The organism is Lacrimispora sp. 210928-DFI.3.58, from assembly GCF_020554865.1.
Taxonomy (GTDB): domain Bacteria; phylum Bacillota; class Clostridia; order Lachnospirales; family Lachnospiraceae; genus Enterocloster.
Map to the genome: position 1 here is coordinate 13,718 of NZ_JAJCIC010000035.1, position 20,433 is coordinate 34,150.

The 20,433-nt window shown below is 48.4% G+C and carries 16 protein-coding genes, 1 tRNA gene and 1 riboswitch; of the genes, 5 read left to right on the forward strand and 12 right to left on the reverse strand.

Annotated elements, in window-relative coordinates:
- Positions 1–12: 12 nt before the first annotated feature.
- The 6 genes from LIZ87_RS17765 to LIZ87_RS17790 all read right to left on the reverse strand — a co-directional run bounded on the left by LIZ87_RS17765 (position 13) and on the right by LIZ87_RS17790 (position 6,867).
- Positions 13–960 (reverse strand): ABC transporter ATP-binding protein, encoded by a 948-nt coding sequence (locus tag LIZ87_RS17765; RefSeq protein WP_178314083.1) that lies wholly within the window; start codon positions 958–960, stop codon positions 13–15.
- Positions 957–1,937, reverse strand: coding sequence for an ABC transporter ATP-binding protein (locus tag LIZ87_RS17770; protein ID WP_178314082.1), 981 nt, complete (start codon positions 1,935–1,937; stop codon positions 957–959). The genes LIZ87_RS17765 and LIZ87_RS17770 overlap by 4 nt, the downstream gene beginning before the upstream one ends.
- A complete protein-coding gene (locus tag LIZ87_RS17775) occupies positions 1,930–3,294 on the reverse strand; it encodes a M20/M25/M40 family metallo-hydrolase (protein ID WP_178314080.1) in 1,365 nt (454 codons plus the stop codon). Before LIZ87_RS17775 ends, LIZ87_RS17770 begins: the two co-directional genes overlap by 8 nt.
- Positions 3,295–3,345: 51 nt before the next feature.
- Entirely contained in the window at positions 3,346–4,260 is a 915-nt protein-coding gene (locus LIZ87_RS17780; RefSeq protein WP_227148673.1) for an ABC transporter permease, read from the reverse strand.
- A gap of 12 nt (positions 4,261–4,272) precedes the next feature.
- Entirely contained in the window at positions 4,273–5,193 is a 921-nt protein-coding gene (locus LIZ87_RS17785; protein ID WP_178314075.1) for an ABC transporter permease, read from the reverse strand.
- Positions 5,194–5,262: 69 nt separating this feature from the next.
- Entirely contained in the window at positions 5,263–6,867 is a 1,605-nt protein-coding gene (locus LIZ87_RS17790) for a glutathione ABC transporter substrate-binding protein (protein ID WP_227148674.1), read from the reverse strand.
- Positions 6,868–7,093: 226 nt separating this feature from the next.
- Between LIZ87_RS17790 and LIZ87_RS17795 the strand changes: the two genes are divergently transcribed.
- From LIZ87_RS17795 to LIZ87_RS17805, 3 genes are all read left to right on the forward strand, one after another.
- Positions 7,094–9,001, forward strand: coding sequence for a sigma 54-interacting transcriptional regulator (locus tag LIZ87_RS17795; RefSeq protein ID WP_227148675.1), 1,908 nt, complete (start codon positions 7,094–7,096; stop codon positions 8,999–9,001).
- Between the two features lie 225 nt (positions 9,002–9,226).
- The gene (gene otnK, locus LIZ87_RS17800; RefSeq protein ID WP_178316070.1) at positions 9,227–10,513 is read left to right on the forward strand and encodes a 3-oxo-tetronate kinase; all 1,287 of its coding nucleotides are present in this window, start codon (positions 9,227–9,229) and stop codon (positions 10,511–10,513) included.
- Positions 10,514–10,530: 17 nt separating this feature from the next.
- Positions 10,531–11,133, forward strand: a complete 603-nt coding sequence (locus tag LIZ87_RS17805) for a class II aldolase/adducin family protein (RefSeq protein ID WP_264468053.1) — start codon at positions 10,531–10,533, stop codon at positions 11,131–11,133.
- Positions 11,134–11,144: 11 nt separating this feature from the next.
- Here LIZ87_RS17805 and lpdA read toward each other — a convergent pair whose 3' ends face one another.
- The 6 genes from lpdA to gcvT all read right to left on the reverse strand — a co-directional run bounded on the left by lpdA (position 11,145) and on the right by gcvT (position 18,243).
- Positions 11,145–12,524, reverse strand: a complete 1,380-nt coding sequence (lpdA, locus tag LIZ87_RS17810) for a dihydrolipoyl dehydrogenase (RefSeq protein ID WP_227148676.1) — start codon at positions 12,522–12,524, stop codon at positions 11,145–11,147.
- Between the two features lie 13 nt (positions 12,525–12,537).
- Positions 12,538–13,560, reverse strand: coding sequence for a lipoate--protein ligase (locus tag LIZ87_RS17815; RefSeq protein WP_227148677.1), 1,023 nt, complete (start codon positions 13,558–13,560; stop codon positions 12,538–12,540).
- 117 nt (positions 13,561–13,677) lie between these two features.
- Positions 13,678–15,132, reverse strand: a complete 1,455-nt coding sequence (gcvPB, locus tag LIZ87_RS17820; RefSeq protein ID WP_178313597.1) for an aminomethyl-transferring glycine dehydrogenase subunit GcvPB — start codon at positions 15,130–15,132, stop codon at positions 13,678–13,680.
- The gene (gcvPA, locus tag LIZ87_RS17825) at positions 15,129–16,496 is read right to left on the reverse strand and encodes an aminomethyl-transferring glycine dehydrogenase subunit GcvPA (protein WP_227148678.1); all 1,368 of its coding nucleotides are present in this window, start codon (positions 16,494–16,496) and stop codon (positions 15,129–15,131) included. The genes gcvPB and gcvPA overlap by 4 nt, the downstream gene beginning before the upstream one ends.
- Positions 16,497–16,582: 86 nt before the next feature.
- Entirely contained in the window at positions 16,583–16,966 is a 384-nt protein-coding gene (gene gcvH / locus LIZ87_RS17830) for a glycine cleavage system protein GcvH (RefSeq protein WP_178314843.1), read from the reverse strand.
- Positions 16,967–17,148: 182 nt separating this feature from the next.
- Positions 17,149–18,243 (reverse strand): glycine cleavage system aminomethyltransferase GcvT, encoded by a 1,095-nt coding sequence (gcvT, locus tag LIZ87_RS17835; RefSeq protein WP_178314845.1) that lies wholly within the window; start codon positions 18,241–18,243, stop codon positions 17,149–17,151.
- A gap of 188 nt (positions 18,244–18,431) precedes the next feature.
- Positions 18,432–18,524: riboswitch (glycine riboswitch) on the reverse strand.
- Positions 18,525–18,755: 231 nt separating this feature from the next.
- On the opposite strand from gcvT, the gene LIZ87_RS17840 reads away from it, so the two are divergent.
- A complete protein-coding gene (locus LIZ87_RS17840; RefSeq protein WP_178314847.1) occupies positions 18,756–19,634 on the forward strand; it encodes a DUF3881 family protein in 879 nt (292 codons plus the stop codon).
- 192 nt (positions 19,635–19,826) lie between these two features.
- Positions 19,827–19,903, forward strand: a tRNA-Arg gene (locus LIZ87_RS17845).
- The last annotated feature ends 530 nt before the right edge of the window (positions 19,904–20,433 follow it).

Sequence of the window (20,433 nt, forward strand, 5' to 3'; positions counted from 1 at the left end):
TCCTTTATATTTTTAATTTGCCAGATGACAGCATACCTGATGCCCTTCTGATACTGTATAAACAGGCGGTTCTTCCCTCCTGCAGATATCCTGCGCCAGATGACATCTGTTCGCAAACTTGCAGCCGGGCTTCGGATTGATCGGACTTGGCACATCTCCCTCCAGCAATATACGGTCTCTTTTATACCCATATTTTGCAATGGGTACTGCTGAAAGAAGGGCCTTTGTGTAGGGGTGGACAGGATTCCGGAAGAGCTCTCTGGCAGGACATAATTCCACCATTTGACCTAAATACATCACTAGGATCCGATTGCTGATATGCCGGACCACGCTGAGATCATGAGAAATAAACAGGTATGTAAGCCCCATCGTGTCCTGAAGCTCCTGAAGAAGATTCAGAATCTGTGCCTGGATTGATACATCCAGAGAGGACACCGGTTCATCACAAACAATAAATTCAGGGTTTAACGCCAACGCACGGATGATACCCACCCTTTGCCGCCTTCCTCCGTCCAGCTCATGGGGATAGCTGTTAAACAGCTTCCGGCTTACTCCTCCTTTTGCCATGAGATCCAGCACTTTTTCATTGATCTCTCCTGACGGAACTGTTTTATGTATCTGCAGAGGCTCTGCGATGATCTGTCCTATGGTCTTTCTGGGATCCAGGCAGGAATAGGGATCCTGAAATATGATCTGCATCTTTTTCCTAAGATTCTGCATCTTTTGATGATTATAGGAAAGAATATTTTCCCCATTATAGATAACCTGGCCCTCTGTATGCGGAATCAGACGGAGGATCACACGTCCAACGGTAGATTTTCCGCAGCCGCTTTCTCCCACAAGTCCCAGTGTCTCTCCTCTATTGATATGAAAGCTCACATTATCCACTGCATGAAGTGTGCCTCCGGGGACCTTAAAATATTTTTTCAGGTTATTTACCTCCAAAATAGCCTCGCTCATTCTGTCCCTTCCTTTCTGTACAAATGGCACTTTACACTATGCTCCCCGCAGATCAGGATATCCTCCGGCTCCTCTTCTCTGCAGATGTCCATTGCCTTATCGCATCTGGGGCAGAATTTGCAGCCCTTTGGAAGATCCATCGGGTCAGGCATAGAGCCTTTTATCACATGAAGCTTTTCTGATTCCTCGGACTCAATATCCGGCAGGCAGCCAAACAATCCCTGGGTATATGGATGGGTCGGGTGCTCGAATATTTCCCTGATGCTTCCCTTTTCAATTACACTGCCTGCGTAAACAACTACTACATAATCTGCAATTTCTGCCACAACTCCAAGAGCATGGGTGATAAAAATTGTCGATGTTTTATACTTTTCCTTAAGGCCCTTCATGAGCTCTAATATCTGCGCCTGGATGGTAACGTCCAAGGCAGTCGTTGGTTCATCTGCAATTAAAAGCTGCGGATTGCAGGAAAGTCCCATGGCAATGCAGGCTCTCTGTTTCATACCGCCTGAAAATTCATGAGGATAGTTGTTAAGGCGTTCCCGCGGGATACCTACGATCTCTAACATATCTCCCGCTCTCTTCCAAGCCTCGTTCTTATCTACCTTCTGGTGTTTCTTGATCACATCGCTGATCTGATGCCCTACAGTGTAAACCGGATTTAAGGATGTCATTGGGTTCTGGAAGATCATTCCGATCTTCTTCCCGCGGTAACCGTACATCTCTGACTCTCTGATCTTCAGAAGATCTGTCCCATCAAACACAATGGAACCGGATGTGACCACACCGGGAGGATTGGGGACCAGGCCCATGATGGCTAAAGCCGTTGTCGTTTTTCCTGCTCCGGTTTCACCCACGAGTCCTACTGTTTTTCCTTTCGGAACACTGAACGTCATATGATTGATCGCTTTCACCACGCCGTCATATGTTCGGAATTCAATACTCAGATCCTTTATCTCAAGCAGATTATCACTCATACTCCCCCGCCTCCTTTGCCAGATGATAAACTAATGCTGCTGAGGTACGTATTCCATGAAAGAATCCGTCCAGGACCATACTCTCATTCGGCGCATGATTCTTCTGGTCAGCCGCTGCATAAGGGATGACAATCGTAGGAACGCCCAGGTGCCCTGTAAATACATAGTCCGGAGCTACTCCTCCAATCCCCGGAAAAACGATCGGCTCCTGCAAAAAGCCCTCCCGCAAAGCTTCTTCTGCCACCTTTACATAGGGATGATCAACTGGGGTTCTTGACGGCGTAACCATGCCATAATGCCTGATCTCTGCATCAGAGAAGCCGTGCCGGCATAAATGGTCTTTAAGAGCCTCCAATATTTTTTCCGGCTTTTGATCCGGTACCAGCCTCATATCGATCTTTACAGAAGCTTTTTTAGGAAGTACGGTTTTCGAGCCGTCTCCTGTAAAGCCTGCATACAAACCGGCAATATTGCAGGTGGGCTCAAATATGAGATTATAATAAAAATCATCTGACCTCCGCCCCTTCAGGAAGCGCTTTACACCATACTGGCTTTTTAATGTCTCTTCATCGGATGGGATCCTGCCTGCTGCTTCGATCTCCAGCTTATTAAGGGGACGAACATCATCATAAAAGCCATCAATGGTGATATTTCCTTTCGGATCCTTCAGGGTACTGAGCAGCTGGACCATCCTCCAGGCAGGATTTTGGATACAGGTAGCCATCATGGAATGCAGGTCTGTCTCGGCCTCCCGCAGTGTGATTTCCACATAGCATAACCCTTTCACTCCTAAATTGATCTGAGGCCTGCCATTCTCATGGTAGTGGCTGTCCGAATAAAAGCAGACATCGCACTTTAAAAGATCCTTATGCTCTTCCACAAAGGGCAGCAGATCCGGACTTCCTATTTCCTCCTCTCCCTCAAACAAGTATTTGACATTAACAGGAAGCTTCCCCTCTACCTGAAGCCACGCTTCAGCCGCCTTCACGTGTGTATAAAGCTGGGCTTTATTATCCGAAGCTCCCCGGCAGAAAATCCTGCCGTCACGTATCACCGGTTCAAAAGGATCACTATTCCATTCCTCCAAGGGCTCCGGCGGCTGAACATCATAATGCCCATAGATCAGCATGGTAGGAAGATCCTCATTTTCTATCCTTTCCCCATAAACAACAGGATGACGGCTTGTTGGATAGATGGTTGTGCTTATCCCGCTTTTTTCCATAATATCAGAAAGCATCTGGGCACATTCCTCTACCCCCTCATCCCTGGTACTGATGCTTTTGCACCTTAAAAAGGTAAACAGCTCCTCTAAATATGCGTCATGATGGGCTTCAATATAATCAAAGATCTTTTTCATATTCTTTCCTTTCAAAATCATTTTTTATTATGCCCTAGCGCTCAGCTATTTTTAATCATCCTTTAATTTGGGATCCAAAATGTCCCGGAGTCCATCTCCAAATAGGTTGAGTCCCAGAACTAAGAAAAGAATGGCTAGTCCGATGATCGTTGTGACATGAGGAGCCACCAGCAGATATTGACGACCGCTGGAAAGCATAGCGCCCCATTCCGGCGTAGGCGGCTGTGCTCCTATTCCCAAAAATCCCATTCCTGAAGTGGTAAGCACTGCGTTTCCAAAATTCAGAGTAGCTAAGACAATAAGAGGCGACATGATATTTGGAAGAATGTGAGAGACAATGATGCGGGCATTGCTGGCTCCCAGCGCCCTTGCCGCTTCTATGTACTCGCCGTTCTTGATAGCCAGTGTTTCACTGCGCGCCATACGGGCAAAATTAGGCACTGTATAGATGGAAACCGCCATAACGGCATTTGTCAGATTTGCTCCCAGCACTGCTACAAACAGGATACAGAGCAGCAGCTGCGGGAATGCCATGAGAACATCCATTGCCCGCATCAAAATGAAATCAATCTTTCCCCCATAGTATCCCGATATGATCCCCAAAGGTACTCCTATAAAAAATGCTGACATGACCACTGTCATACCAATTCCGATAGATATTCTGGCACCGTAGACTAAACGGCTTAAAATATCTCTTCCCAATTCATCTGTGCCAAGAAGGTGCCCTTCTATCATTCCAGGTGCTTTCAGCATAATGCTGAAGTTTGCCTCCTCCGGGTCATAAGGAGCGATCCAGGGAGCAGCAATGGCAATGACCACATACAAAAGTACGATGACCATTCCCAGAACAGCGATTTTTCTTTTCTTAAAGTTGTGCCAAAATCGTTTTATCTGATATGATTTTGATATCTTAATGTCAGAAGCGAAGGTGCCCTGAACCTGTAAATTTTCTGTATTTTCCGGCATTTTCTTCCCTCCTTAAGATAATTTGATCCGTGGGTTAATGATTGCATAAAGGATGTCAACAATAAGATTCACGATTACAAAGGAAGCAGCAATTACCAGAATAGATGACTGCACCACCTGAAAGTCACGGGCCTTGATGGATGTTACGATCAGATCTCCCAGACCCGGCCATCCAAAAACCTTTTCGGTAATAACAGCGCCTCCGATCAAAAGGCCAAACTGCAGTCCTGCTACCGTAACAATCGAATTCATTGCATTTTTCAGGGCGCATCCAAATATCACCTTTGCTTTACTGAAGCCCTGAGCTCTGGCAGTCTGTATATAATCCTGTCCCAGAATTTCCAGCGTGCTGGACCGTGTCATACGCGCAATCGTTGCCAGGCTTCTTGAAGACAAGGTCATTGTGGGAAGGATCAAGCTTACCGCAGTTGACTTTGGCGTTATGGGGATGAGCTGGAGCTTTACACAGACAACCAGCATCAACATTAATCCCAAATAGAAAGCCGGGGTGGACAGGCCGATCAAAGCCAGGAACATACACAGATTATCCCAAATCGAATACCGCTTTACTGCCGAAAGGAGGCCAATTCCAACACCCCCGATAATTGCTACTGTTGTGGAGGTTGCTGCCAGCAGAAGGGTGTTCGGATAACGTACTGCCAATTCCTCTGCCACCGGCCTTCCGGTCCTTGTGGACATTCCAAAATTGCCCTGAAGGATCCCTCCCATATATTTGAAATATTGTATGTATAAAGGCCTGTCATATCCATAGGCTACCCGTATCCGTTCCACATCCTCAGCGGTAGCCTGCTCTCCGGCAATCATTCTGGCTGGATCTCCCGGCATCATATGTACCATCATGAATACCAAAAGGGAGACTACAAATAATACGGGAATCAGAGACAGTATCCTTTTAAAAACATATTTTGCCATTATCCACCCTGTTCCTTTCTAAACTTCCATCCCCCAGAATACTCCTGAGGGATGGCTTGTTGTTACACTTTATTTACGAGTTAGATATGCGAGCTCAATGGTCTCATTAGGATAGATCACCAGTCCATCCACATCAGCACGTGTTCCAAAGGTCTGGTTCTCATAATACAGAATAATGGATGCACGATCCTCATGGATAATATCCTGCATTTTATATAACAATTCTTTTCTTGCCGCCTCATCTGCTGTGCGCTGCTGCTCCTCACAGATCTTGTCATATTCCGGATTGGAATAGAGGGTATAGTTCTGAAGCTCTCCGGTTCTGTAGTTGTACATCAGATCCTGGGCCAGATCTCCTGTAGCACAGCCCTTTCCAAGTAAAAAGATCGCTGTGTCGCCAGCTGCTGCTGCCTCTGTGTATGCGCCCCAGTCTAATACGTTTACTTCTGCTGTGATGCCTACCTGAGAGAGCATGGCCTGAACGGCCTCTGCTACCTGGCGGTCCATTGCATATCTGCCTTCGGGAGTGTTGATCTTTGTGGTAAATCCATCAGGGTAACCAGCCTCAGCCAGCAATTCTTTTGCCTTCTCCGGATCGTATTTATAATCATCCCCGATTCCGGGCTTTGCATTTTGGATGGAGGAGGAGATCACGCCTGTTGACGGGAATGTAACATAGCCTCCCAAAATGCCATTGATAATGGCATCACGGTCAATGGCATAATCGATGGCTTCACGTACCTTCAGGTTGGAAAGCTTTTCATCCTGGAAATTTAATCCCAGATAAATGGTGCGGTAGCCCGGCACCATACTGATCGCCACATTGGGGTCACTCTCCAGCTCATTTACCAAAACGCTGGGAATATTGGCAGCAACATCTGCATCCCCTGTCTTAAGCATCATCGCCCTTGCTGAGTCTTCTGCAATGATCTTTATATTGATCGTGTCTGCTGTTGCCGGATCTCCCCAATAATTTTCATTCTTTTCCAGAGACATAGAGGTTCCCGGAATCCATTCCTTTAATTTGAGAGGTCCTGTTCCGGCTGCATGAGTGCTATAATCTTTTCCATATTCTTGTACTGCTTTTGGACTCATCATGCCGGTACTGTAGGTGCTTACCATTGCAGGGATAACTGCACAGGGCTGCTCCAGGATAAATTTAATTTCATAATCGTTAATAATCTCATAATCTGAAATCATAGAAACCAGGGAAGATTTGGGAGAACCAGTGGCAGGATCTTTTAACCGGTCAATATTAAACTTCACTGCCTCTGCATTAAATGGCTCTCCATCATGGAAGGTCACACCTTCCCGAAGCTTAAAGGTCCATTCTGTAGCATCCTCATTGGAACTCCATTCTGTAGCCAAAACCGGCTTGAAATTTCCTTCCAGATCTCTCTTAACAAGATTTTCATGGATCTGTACAGAAACGCGTCCTGTGTTGGCATCACTGATCAAATGTGCATCCAGAGTAAGAGGCTCTGTTCCAATAACATATGTAAACTGATTCCCCTCCGTTTTCTCTGTGACAGTGTCAGAAGCTGCTGCCGTTGTGGCAGCCACGCTTTGTTCAGCGCTCTGTCCTGTGTTTTCCTTTGATGTTCCAGAGCATGCACTTAAAATGAGCATTGCTGCTGTGGCCGCTGCTAAAATTCGTCTTTTTCTCTTTTTCATTTTCGTTCCTCCTTTTGTTTATTGCAATATTGAGATACTATTATAATGAGCAAATTCTGTGCCAACCAATATTTAAATCCCCCCTTGTCTGAAAATTCCTTTGGGATTTCTTATAAATTATGTAAATTTTTTACAACCTCAGACAATAGCACTCTTGATTTTTCTGCAACATTGTTGTAATATTGATGCAATGTTGCAATTATTACATCAATAGGAGGGGCAAATTATGATCAATCTTATTTTTATTATTCCTTATCCGGAATTGGAGAGCAAAGTCAATGAGGTTTTCAAAAACCATCCCCTGAAGGCACGGTTAAGGAAGCGGATAGAAATGCGGACTGCCGGCGAACTTGACGATTTTTCTTTTAACGCCCAAAGCGATGTGATCATCGCCAGAGGATATACAGCCTGTGGACTCCATAAGATCATTCCTAATCTTCCTGTAATCGAACTGCCTATTACTGCTTACGATCTGATCCGTGCTTTAAACGAATGCATCTCCCTCTATTCTCCTAAAAAAGTGGCTTTTATTGGAAATTACGCTGCTTTGGTTGAGGCAGAGGAGCTGGGAAGTGTTGTTTCCTGTGATGTACAGAGCTACCATGCCGCATCCGTTGACCATATTGACCGTGTGATCGAGCTTGCTGCCGCCGATGGATGCAATGCATTTATAGGCGGATACTCTGTTAATCTGGCCTGTTCCCAAAAGGGTCTGCCCTCTGTAACCATCCGCACTGGCAAAGAGGCCATCATGCGGGCCTTAGATGAGGCAATCCGCACAGTAGAGGTGATGCGCGCAGAGCGCGAACGGTCTGAAATGTTCACTACGATCACTCAGACCGCAAAGGATGGCATGCTTTATGTAGACACCAAACAGATCATCAAGGCCTGCAATCCTGCAGCTTTAAACATGTATACCGGCCATAAGAAAAATGTGATCGGTCTCTCTTTACAGCAGGCTTTTCCCTTTTTTGTAAAGCCCACAGCAAGTGCTTTGAATGCGGGAACAGAACTTCCTAATCAGCTGATCCGATGGAAAAATAATATTATCAATGCCACGATCCACCCTGTTATTATCAATAGCAGGATGACAGGAATTGTTATTACCTTTCAGGATGTGACACAGATACAGCAGGTAGAAATTCAGATCCGAAAAAAACTGACTGACAAGGGATTAAACGCCCATTATCATTTTGAAAATATCATCCATAAAAGTGCTGAAATTGATTATGTGATCACTAAAGCCCAGAAATTTGCCGCTGTTTCCTCCAATATTTTGATCGAAGGTGAAACTGGTACAGGAAAAGAATTATTTGCACAGAGTATCCACAATGCCAGCAGCCGCTGTAATGGTCCTTTCGTGGCAGTAAACTGTGCTGCTCTTCCCGAAAGCCTGCTTGAAAGTGAATTCTTTGGTTATGTGGAAGGTGCATTTACAGGTACAGCTAAGGGCGGTAAGGCAGGACTGTTTGAATTGGCTCATAAAGGAACTTTGTTTTTGGATGAGATTTCTGAAATTCCCCTAAGTATTCAAGGAAAACTGCTCCGTGTCCTTCAGGAGCATGAGGTACGGCGTGTTGGGGGAGACCGTGTCATCGCTGTCGATGTGCGTATTATTGCAGCGACAAACCGCAGTTTAAAGCAGGTGACAGAAAGCGGCGGCTTTCGTCAGGATCTTCTCTACCGGCTGGATGTCCTGAAGCTCTTCCTTCCTCCTTTACGCAGGCGTTCCGGTGACGCAGAGGTTCTATTTCTCCATTATCTTGATCTTTATTACAGGCAGGTAAAGAGCACGATACCAACGGTTGCTGAGGATGCTCTTAAATTGCTTTCTAATTACCAATTTCCAGGAAATATACGGGAATTGAGAAATATAACCGAACGTCTTGTTGTCATTTGTATGGACAAAGAAGAAATTTCAGCCAATGATGTCCAGGAGGCTATTTATCCTGAGGAGCTTCCTGTAAAAAAACAGACTGTAGAGCAGTCCCTTTATCAGGATGAAGAGCGCAATTTTTTGATCCGTATACTGGAAGAATCTGGATATAATCAGACATTAACCGCAAAAAAACTGGGGATCGACCGCACTACCCTGTGGAGGCATATGAAACGGTATGGCATCCGCCGCCCTTAAATTGGCACAAATATTGCTTAATTTATAAGTATCTGAGTACTCTCGAAAACTCTTTGTGCCCGGATTTGTGAGATAATTTTTTGTCAGTTGTGCCCCAATTTATGAAGCGTACGCGGAACGTACGTTGAGTAAATTTGAGCACAGCTGGCGGAAAATCAGCTGCAAATACGGGTGCAAGGGAGTTTCCGGGAGTGCTCCAAATACGATATGGAGGAAACTGTGTATATGACAAAACCTGGATTTGCATGGGGATGTGTGGCAGATGATTTTACCGGAGCCAGCGATGCGGCCTCCTTCTGGGCAGACGCAGGGATGAGAGTTCTTTTGGTCAATGGAATCCCTTCTTTTGATGCCGGTCAGTTGCAAGGCTATGATGGCGTGGTAATTGCCTTAAAGACAAGGACAGCAGCAACGGATCAGGCCGTTTCGGAAACTCTTAAATCCTGCAGATGGCTGAAGGCAGCGGGAGCAAGGCAGCTATTTATTAAGTATTGTTCTACCTTTGATTCTACCCCAAAGGGGAATATCGGACCTATTTTGGACGCTATCATGGAGGAGTATGAGCTCCCTTATACGATTCTATGTCCTGCACTTCCAATAAATGGGAGAACGGTAAAGGACGGAATCCTGTATGTAAACAACATCCCCCTGTCAGAAAGCCCCATGAAAAACCATCCCCTTACGCCAATGTGGGACTCAAGGCTGAAGGTGCTGATTGAGGCTCAGAGTAAATATCCGGCCCTGGAGCTAAACAGCGCAGCTTTGGAAAGGCCGGCTGAGCTTCTGCAGGAAACAGTCAGCTGTTTTAACAAACTGCATAAACATTTCTATCTCATCCCTGATTACTACCTTGACGCACATGCATCAAAAATTGCAGAATTATTTGGAAGCCTGCCTGTACTCAGCGGCGGCTCCGGGCTCATGACCTGCCTTGCAAAGAGGTGTCTAAAGCAGCAGAACCTGCCTGCCCACAGAGGGAGCGCTTTTCCCGATGGTACAAAGGGCGGTGCCCTTCTCCTGGCTGGAAGTTGTTCTACTGCTACATTAGACCAAATTGAGGATTATAAAGAAAAGGGAAATCCATGGGTTCAGATACATCCAGAGGAATGGCTAAATGGCAGGCAGACAGTGGAAAGTGTTATGAAAGTAATCAGGAGCCATGACCATGAAAATGTATTGGTCTACAGCTCGGCTCCGGCAGAAGATGTCAGGAAAGCTCAGGAAGCCGGATCAGCAAAGGTTGCAACGGCTCTGGAACAAGCCATGGCCTCTCTGGCAGCACAGGCGCGAAAGGAGGGAACGACCAGAATTATTGTTGCTGGGGGAGAGACCTCTGGTGCAGTTACAAAAGCTCTGGGATTTTATTCTTATACTCTCGGAAACAGCATTGCACCCGGCGTACCGGTGCTGATCCCCATGGATGATCCCAGTCTCCGCCTTGTGTTAAAGTCAGGTAATTTTGGACAGACCGATTTCTTTACCAGAGCAGTAGAGAAAACTGGCATCCAATAGAAAGGGGAGAACATATTATGGAAGAACTTCAAAAAAAATGGAAAGATATACTCTGGGCTGCTCACAGCCTATTTGACAGAGGAAAAACATCAGGCTCTTCTGCCAATATCAGCTTCCGGCATGAAGATATGATCTATATTTCAGGAAGCGGAACCTGCTTTGGAACATTAAAAAAGGAGGAGTTTGCCATGCTCTCCATAGATGGCCAATGCCAAAATAGCATTAAGCCCAGCAAGGAGCTCCCCCTTCATATGTGTCTTTATAAAAAGAGTGATGCCATTCAAGCAGTGATCCACACCCACAGCTTCTACGCAACTCTGTGGTCCTGCTATAAACACGAAAACGCCGAAAATGTGATCCCCTCCGTCACTCCCTATCTTAATATGAAAGTGGGAAAGATCGCTTTAATTCCTTATGCTCCTCCTGGAAGCAGTGAATTATTTTCTCTCATGGAAGACAGGGCACATTTGGCAAATGGTTTTTTGTTAAAAAACCATGGACCTCTTGTGGGAGGAAAAACCATAATGGATGCCTTTTTTGGTATCGAAGAGCTGGAGGAAAGCGCACGGATCGCCTGTGCCCTGCGCGGTGAGCTCCGTGATGCCTATGACACCATATAAAGCGGTCTATCTTACCGCACCGCCTCCAATATCCCCTCACTAAACGTAGGATGGGGGAAGACCACCGCCGCCAGATCCTCCAGCGTCAGCCCTTTCGCTACCGCTACTGCAAACTGGCTGATCATATCCGTTGCCCTGGCGCACATCATCTGGGCGCCCAGGATGCGGTGGCTCTCACTGTCAGCTACCACCTTGATAAATCCTCTTTCCTGGAGGGAAAGGACGGATTTTCCGTTGGCTGACATGAGATATTTCTTTGATATGACGGAAAGGCCCTTGGACTTTGCATCATCCGCTGAAAGCCCTACAGAGGCAATCTCAGGGCTGGTATAGACGCAGGAGGGGATGAGGTCCGTGCGGATATCCATGGCTTCCCCTGCCATATGTGCCACCGCATTCCGGCCCTGGGCTGTGGCCGCATGGGCCAGCTGGATGCCGCCTGTGACATCGCCCACCGCATAGATACCCGGAACGCTGGTTTCATAGTGTTCATTGACAACAATACAGCCTTTTTCCATGGAGATTTCCTGTATCTCCCGGCTGCTCTCCTCTGATATCAGCCCTATTGTGTTTGCCTTGCGGCCCACTGCGATCAGGCAGCCCTCCGCCTTTATCTCCTGCTCCTTCTCCTTTTCCCTGTAGCGGCAGATCAGCCCTGAGCCGTCTTCACATGGCTGGATCTCCTCCACCTTAGCGCCTGTGTGGATCTCCACATTCCTCTTTTTCAGGATCATTTTCAGGTTCTGGGCAATCTCCTTGTCAAGCCCCGGCAGGATCCTGTCCATGGCCTCGATCACTGTCACCGGATGGCCCAGGGAGCTGTAAATGGAGGCAAATTCCATGCCGATCACGCCGCCGCCAATGATGACCAGATGGCCAAACAGCTCCTTTTTCTCCAACAGCTCATCACTTGTCACAACTCCCGGCAGATCAGAGCCCGGAATAGGGGGATGGGCTGGTACGGAGCCTGTGGCGATCAAAATGCGGGAGGTCTCCAGAAGAACCGGCTCATTTTCCGCCACCATGACGTGTTCTCTGTCAAGGATCATCCCTGTGCCATAATACACAGCGATCTTATTCGTCTTCATCAGGGAGGCAATGCCCTTTCTCAGCTGTTCAAGCACCTCCTCCTTCCTCTGCCACACAGCCTCCATATGGACAGACGTCCCGGCTGCCTCAAGTCCTATGGCAGGCCCATTCTTCAGTTCGTGATAGAGCTCCGCCGTGTGAAGGATGGTCTTTGTGGGAATGCAGCCCCTGTTCAAACAGGTTCCGCCTAATTGCCGGTTTTCCACCAGCGCCACCTTCATGCCCTTTTTTGCGCCTTCGATCGCCGCTTCATATCCGCCTGGGCCTGCGCCGATCACAATCAGATCAAATCGGTCTGCCATTATTTTCCTCCCGTCACAGAGCCTCCCTTACAAGGCTCATAATATCTGTCTTCATCTGTTCCACAATGCTCTCCGGGGCTTCCTTTTCTCCTATCTCCCTGCTTCCCCGGACTGCTTTCACTGCGCTGCATATGGCATCCGCCATATAAGGACATCCCTTCAGCTTTGCCGCCAGCTCCTCAATGACTCCCTGCTCCATGGCATCGGAAAAGACATTCACATCCTGTATCCTTCCCTCGTTCACCTGAAGCTGCAGCCGGACGCCTCCCCAGGGGAATCTGCGCTCCATTTCATATTCAAAGGGTATCTTCCGGCCGTATTTCCAATCCCAGGACTCAAATTTTTCCATGAGGATCTTGATCCCGGCCTCAGGCAGCTCCTGCTCCTTCAGCTCTTTTGCCTCCCTGCCATATACTTCAGAAAATGCCTGAACCAGATTTTTCTTTATCTGCTCTATTGTCAGCTCCGGGTTATATTCACAGAGATTCGCCACCCTGGATTTCACAGAGGAGACACCCTTAGATGCCAGCTTTTCCTTTGAAACGTTGAGATACTTTGACATCTGTTCCTTGTCTGCCCGAAGCATCAGCGTGCCATGGTGGTAGCAGCAATCACCTGACTGGTAAAATGCATTTCCGGAAAATTTCCGCCCTTCTACCGTGATGTCGTTGCGCCCCGTCTTCTCCGCCCGGATACCGGCCATCCTCACAGCCTCGATGATCACCTGCAGCTGGCGGTCCACATCATAGTCCTCCTTCTTTACCATGAAGGTGAAATTCAGGTTCCCCAGATCATGGAATACCGCTCCGCCTCCGGAAAGGCGGCGGACAAGATATCCGCCATCCTCCTCCAGCGCACTTACCCTGCATTCTTTCCAGCAGTCCTGATTCCTGCCGATCACCACCGTATGGCGGTTCTGCCACAGAAACAGGATGCAGGTTCCCTCCGGCACATGAAGGGTCATGTACTCCTCCATGGCAAGATTTTTGTAGGGATATGTATTTTCCGTATCGATCCAAAGCAGCTTGTAAATCATGATGTCTTAAATCCTTTCCGGTACAGTGCCGTTTATTCCTGCGAAGCAATGAGCCAAGCAGCCGTGCTTGCACGGATATTTGGCAAATGCCTCAAGAGCCAAATACTTTGTAGCTTGCTACGGGGTATTTGGCTTGACGGCTCCTCCAAAATCATATTTCAGTACCGGCTTTCTGGCTGCAGTCACCTCGTCCGGCCTGCCTATGGGCGTATCATAGGGCGCCCCGTGAAGCCGCTGCGGATCTTTTAGGGCTTCCTCATAAATCTTTCTAAATACTGCGATCGCCTCATCCAATGTTTCCCTGGACTCTGTCTCTGTGGGCTCCACCATCAAAGCCTCATGGACGATCAGCGGGAAGTACATGGTCGGCGGATGGATGCCGTAATCCAGCAGTGATTTTGCAATATCCATGGCCGAAACGCCGATGTCATGCTTTAAGCCCTCCAGAGTCATGACAAATTCGTGCATGCAGGTCTCTTCATAGGCCATCTTATAAATATCGGAGAGCTTTACCTTCATGTAGTTTGCATTCAGCACTGCATTGGAGGAGGCCTCCGGGATCCCTTCCCTGCCCAATGTCAGGATATAGGCCAGCGCCCTCACCACCACTAAGAAGTTCCCATAGAACATCTTTACCGCTCCAATGGAAGCCTCATGGGCAGTCAAATGGTACGATTCCAGCCTCTCGATCCCGGCTCCCGGCAGATACCTCTTTAAAAACTCCTTGCAGCCCACAGGCCCGCTTCCCGGTCCGCCGCCCCCATGGGGCGTGGAAAATGTCTTGTGCAGGTTCAGGTGGATCACATCAAAGCCCATATCTCCCGGCCTTACGATCCCCATGACCGCATTGAGGTTTGCCCCGTCATAATAGCAGAGTCCCCCTGCCTGGTGGACGATCTTCGTGATCTCCAAAATATTCTTATCAAACAGTCCCACGGTATTGGGATTGGTCAGCATAAGGCCTGCCGTGTCCTCACCTACCGCTGCCTTCAGCTGGTCCAGATCAACACAGCCGTCCTCTCTGGAAGGGATACTCACCACATCATAGCCGCACATGGCAGCGCTGGCCGGGTTCGTTCCGTGAGCAGAATCCGGCACAATGATCTTTTTGCGCTTTTCGTCCTTGCGGGCTGTGTGGTATGCCTTTATGAGCAAAAGCCCTGTAAATTCGCCATGAGCCCCTGCTGCCGGCTGGAAGGACATGGCATCCATTCCTGTGATCTCGCACAGATACTCCTCTGCCAGCTTAAGAACCTCAAGAGCGCCCTGGACCGTATGCTCCGGCTGAAGGGGATGGATGCCTGTAAATCCCTTCAGAGACGCCGCCTTTTCATTGACCTTGGGATTGTATTTCATGGTACAGGAACCCAGGGGATAAAATCCATCGTTTACGCCGTGAGCACCCTTTGCCAGCTCTGTATAATGACGGCTGATCTCATTTTCAGACATCTGTGGAAGCCTGGGGGAGCTGCTCCTTTTGTGGATCCCCAAAAGCTCTGTTCCGGGCACATCACAGGCCTCTAAAAGCTTCATCCCTCTTCCGGAGGAACTCTTTTCAAATACAAGCTTCATGCAATGTCACCTCCTTTTTTACCGGACTTCTCTGAGAGAACTTCGGTTATGACCGCTGCTGTCCTGTCGATCTCTTCCTTTGTATTCATCTCCGTTGCGCACCACAGGATTTCTTTGTCAGACAGCGGCAGTCCGCCTAAGATCCCGTTATCTTCCAATTTCTTCAAGACCGCTGCACTGTCGGCCTGTGTTCCTTCCGGAATCACTGTGACAAACTCATGGAAAAATTCCCTTGCATATTTCTCCGTCAGGCCGGACTCTGCCAGCTTATCCCGCAGATAATGGGCTTTGGAAATGCACTGTCCGGCAGCCTCTGCCATTCCCTCTGCGCCCATGGCTGTCATATATGCCGCTGCTGTCAGCGCACACAGCGCCTGGTTGGAGCAGATATTGGAGCTGGCCTTCTCCCTGCGGATATGCTGCTCTCTGGCCTGAAGGGTCAGGACAAATGCCCTTCCTCCCCTGCTGTCCGTTGTCTCTCCCACAATGCGTCCCGGCAGCTTTCTCACCATAGCCGCGCCTGCAGCCATAAAGCCCAGATAAGGGCCGCCAAATGCCAGCGGCATTCCCAAGGGCTGCCCATCACCCACAGCAATGTCGGCGCCGTACTCCGCCGGAGTCTTCATGACAGCCAGCGCAAGCGGATTGCAGCCCATGATATACTTTGCTCCAGCCTCATGGACGACGGCTCCCAGCCTGTCACCGTCCTCGATGATCCCGTAGAAGTTGGGCTGCTGTACATAAAAGCAGGCCGCCTGCTTATCCTCCTTTAAAAGTGCCTCCAGGGCCTCTATATCCGTTGCCCCATCCTTTTCCGGCACCACCACCACATCGGTATTGCTGCCAAAGCAGTAGGTCTTTATCACCTGGATCACCTGTGGATTTGCCGCACCAGAAATATAGGCCCTGCTGCGTTTTCTGTCCTTACACATGGCAACAGCCTCTGCTGCCGCCGTTGCTCCATCATACACAGAGGCGTTGGCAGCATCCATCCCGGTGAGCTCGCAGATCATGGTCTGATACTCAAAGATCGACTGGAGGATGCCCTGGCTGATCTCTGCCTGATAAGGGGTGTATGCTGTGACAAATTCCTCTTTGGATACTACACTTGAGACTATGGCCGGGATATAATGGTTGTAAGCGCCTGCTCCCCGGAAAATGTGCTTAAATACGACATTTTTCTCTGCAATCTCCTCCATCCTGCGCATGACTGCCTGCTCGCTTAAGCCGGAGGGAAGATCCAGCGGTTTGTTAAGCTTCACCTCGCCCGGTATATGGGAAAACATCTCATCGAAGCTTTCAAAGCCGATCTCATGAAGCATTTCCTGCTGCTCTTTCTTCGTGTTGGGTACATAGGAACCCATATATGTCACCTCATTTCTGTGCTGTTGTTGTCCGTATCTGCCGTAAGCTCCTTATTTGAAGCCTGCCCTCGCGGCTTTCCGGATCTTTATTCATCCAGAGTCTTGATATACTCCTCATATTCCGAAGCACTTAAGAGCCCGCTCTGTCCGGAGATGCCCTCCACCTTCACAAACCATGCATCATAGGGGGATTCATTGATGGATTCCGGCGCATCTAAAAGCCCCTCGTTGATCTCTGCCACAGTACCGCTGACAGGAGAATATACATCTGACACAGCCTTTACAGACTCCACATCCGCAAATGCCTCTCCCGCTGTCACCTCATCTCCCGCCTCCGGCAGATTTACAAAAACCAGATCTCCCAATGCGTTCTGAGCATAATCGCTTACGCCTACATAGGCAGTCCCGTCCTCTGCCAGCTTTACCCACTCATGTGATTTTGTGTACTTTAATTCCTCTGGAAATGTCATAACTATTACCTCCTTATATTTGACTCTTTTACTATCCTTCTATGGCTCCGTGCCGGCCTGCCGCCTGCTCCCCGCAGCCAGGTTCCTTTTCGCTATGAGCACTTAGATCCCGTATTACCGCGAACTTCGCTTCGCTCCGTTTGCGTAGCAAATAGTTTCGCGCTCTGGCGCTCAACTATTTTTTATTTTTTCTTATAAAATGGCAGCGCCACTACCTCTGCCTTTACTCTCCGTCCCCTTACATCTACCTCCAGCTCCGTTCCCGGCTCCTTATAGGCCACATCCACCAATGCCATGGCCACCGGATACCCCAGATACGGACAATGGGTTCCCGATGTGGTGATCCCTATCTGCTCACCGCCTGCATACACTGCCTGATGCTCACGGATAATACCGCGTCCTGTTACCTTTAAGCCCACACGCTTCCTGGTAAGGGGCCCTTTCTCAATCAGAGCCTGCCTGCCGATAAAATCCTCCTTGTCCATTTTTACAAAGATCCCCAGTCCGGCCTCCTTCGGAGAAATGGCATCGTCCATCTCATGTCCGTAAAGAGGCATAGCAGCCTCCAGCCTCAGGGTATCCCTGGCTCCCAGCCCGCAGGGAATGAGACCTTCCTCCTTTCCTGCCTCCAGAAGCAGCTCCCAGAGCCTGGGCCCGTTCTCTGCTGCCAGGTAGATCTCCACTCCGTCCTCGCCTGTATAGCCTGTTTTGGAGATAATGCAGTCCATTCCGTCGATCGTCCGGTGGAATTTGCAGGTATAATACTTCTCCGGTATATCCTCCTCCTTCACCAGCTTCTTTAAGATCCCGATGGCCTTTGGTCCCTGGAGCGCCAGCTGGGCCACCTGGCTCGAAATATCCTCAAACACCACATCTCCAAACTGATGGGCTTTCATCCAGGCAAAATCCTTATCCTTGTTGGCTGCATTTACCACAATAAAATAGCAGTCCTCCCTGACCTTATAGACGATCAGGTCATCCACCACGCCGCCCTGCTCATTGCACATGGGGCTGTAGCGCGCCTGGCCCTCCGCCATTACGGTATAATTATTGGTAAGCAGCATGTTCAGGTTGTTCAGCGCGTCCGGGCCCTTGCAGATGATCTCTCCCATATGGGAAACATCAAAAAGCCCGCAGGCTGTCCTCACTGCCATATGCTCCCCGATCACCCCCGTACCGTACTGTACCGGAAGCAGATAGCCTGCAAAGGGAACGATCTTCCCTCCATACTTTACATGCATATCGTACAGCGGTGTCTTACATTCTGTCCCAGCCATATTAATCCCTCCTTTTTGTTTTTTACATTTACCTACATTTTCAGGCACAGCAGAATACCTGACGGCTGCACTATGAAGCATTTTCAAATACACGGAAAAAGCGCACGAACAAATAACCTGTTCGTGCGCTCTGTCTTTATACCTGAAAGATTTAGCTTCGTCGGTGCATCCTTGCTTTCCAGAGTTTCGTCCGGTATCCGGTCCTTTTACCTGAGAGTTCTTCGCTTCCCCTTCGGCGCTGCCTCCTGGCTTGCCAGTGCAGTCTCTCCCGAATCCATCATCCGATCATATTGAATTATAAAGCTTATGCCTGATTTCAGTCTAGCATAACTTCGTTTGTCAGTCAATAAATAAAAATCGTCTAAATATTAACAATTCTTTCTCGAAAACCATCGAAAAGTGTCATGAATATTTTATACATTCTTTCACAAAAATACTGGTAATCTATCATAAAGTAGTATATAATGGGCAGAAGGATTTTTCCCAGGATCAACAGGAAAGAAGGTGAAGGAATGCATAAATTCATCCGTACCATTGGTTTTAGCATGTACCAGAAAAAACAGGATATGGATAAGCTGCTGCGGCGCCTTGCAAAGGAGGCCCTGACTACCGGCTGTCTTGATGAGAAGGACGGTTCCAAGCTCTACGAACTCCGGGCTGAGACTGCCCCCGGAATGGGCATAGTGATGGTAGGTCGTATAAGTGAACGCGGAACATTCACCAGGGAATACTATTTCCCCTATGTGCAGAGCAGCGATGTCAGTTCCAATGCGGAGTGCTCCATACAGCGCCACACAGAGCGCGAGACCTACGCCGGGCTGTTAGATGAATACAGAGTTGGCATTTCCCTCATTTTCTATATTGAAAACTCCATGGAGTACCGTCTCCGCCGCCAGAAGCAGCTGCCCGTCCTTCCAAAAGGAGCCTGCCTCACAGGCCTTGCTGTACAGGGAAAAATACTCCTTCCCATTCAGAAGACTCCAAAGCAGGCCGAAGACTCACGCCAGGAAGCCAGCAAGCGCGGACGCCTGTTGGAGGCCGCCAAGCATGGAGACGAGGATGCCATTGAAACCCTTACCATCGAAGACATTGACCTGTACTCCATGGTATCACGGCGCATTGCCCACGAGGACATCTACTCCATCATCGAGACCTGCTTCATGCCCTGCGGCGTGGAATGCGACCAGTATTCCGTCATCGGCAACATTACGGATATGGAGCTTGCCAAGAACCGCCTGACAGGAGAGGAGGTCTACCGCCTGAAGCTTGACTGCAATGACCTGACCTTCACCGTTGCCATCAACAAGCAGGATCTGCTCGGCGAACCCCAGATCGGCCGCCGCTTCAAGGGCCAGGTGTGGATGCAGGGAACCGTACAATTTGAGGCTTGATTTTTTCCCCAATATAGGTTATGATATAAGACGGACTTCGGCAGAACCGCCCTAGTCCGCTGATATGTGTTTCCGTAGCTCAGTTGGATAGAGCGACTGCCTCCTAAGGTTGCGTTACAACGGCCACCTTGGAAAAACTTCATATAGGATTCAAGTTCGAGTTTCTTCGGGCTTAGTCATAAAACCAGCCATGTCTCAGTAGCTCAGTTGGATAGAGCACACGCCTCCTAAGCGTGGGGTCGGAGGTTCAAATCCTCTCTGGGACGCCAGCTAACAACGCCGAAAGCCTTTGTTTTCAAGGGTTTTCGGCTTTTCTTATATAAAAAGCTGCGAAAAAGCTCATTCACTGTATGAGATAAAATTCTACTCCAAAATTTGATTTTTGACAACCCCTCCAGAATCGAACGGTTGTTATAAGACAAAATTGCCAGCTAATTATTAGCAGAAAACGGGCTGTTCTTGCTAATGAAAATACCCTTCCTGCTAATCAGCCCCAAAATCGTGCCAAAAATTCAGCTAATCAAAAAAGGCGGATGTTTTGAGTACCATGCTGTTATAGCAGATAAAATTGAATATCGTTATATACATAGAGCATCTATTTGCCCCGCATCGGGGATGGATAGGCGCTCTTTTTTATGCCCAAAACCATGGGAAAATACAAGAGATTGGAGGTGTTTTATTTGAGCAAGTCTGTTTATGCCGCAGACAAGCCGAGCGATTGCCATTACTGCTACTTCTGGACGAATGGCAGAAAGGGTTGCCGTCTGGGTAGAAATAATTGCTACTACTTAATCTCTTT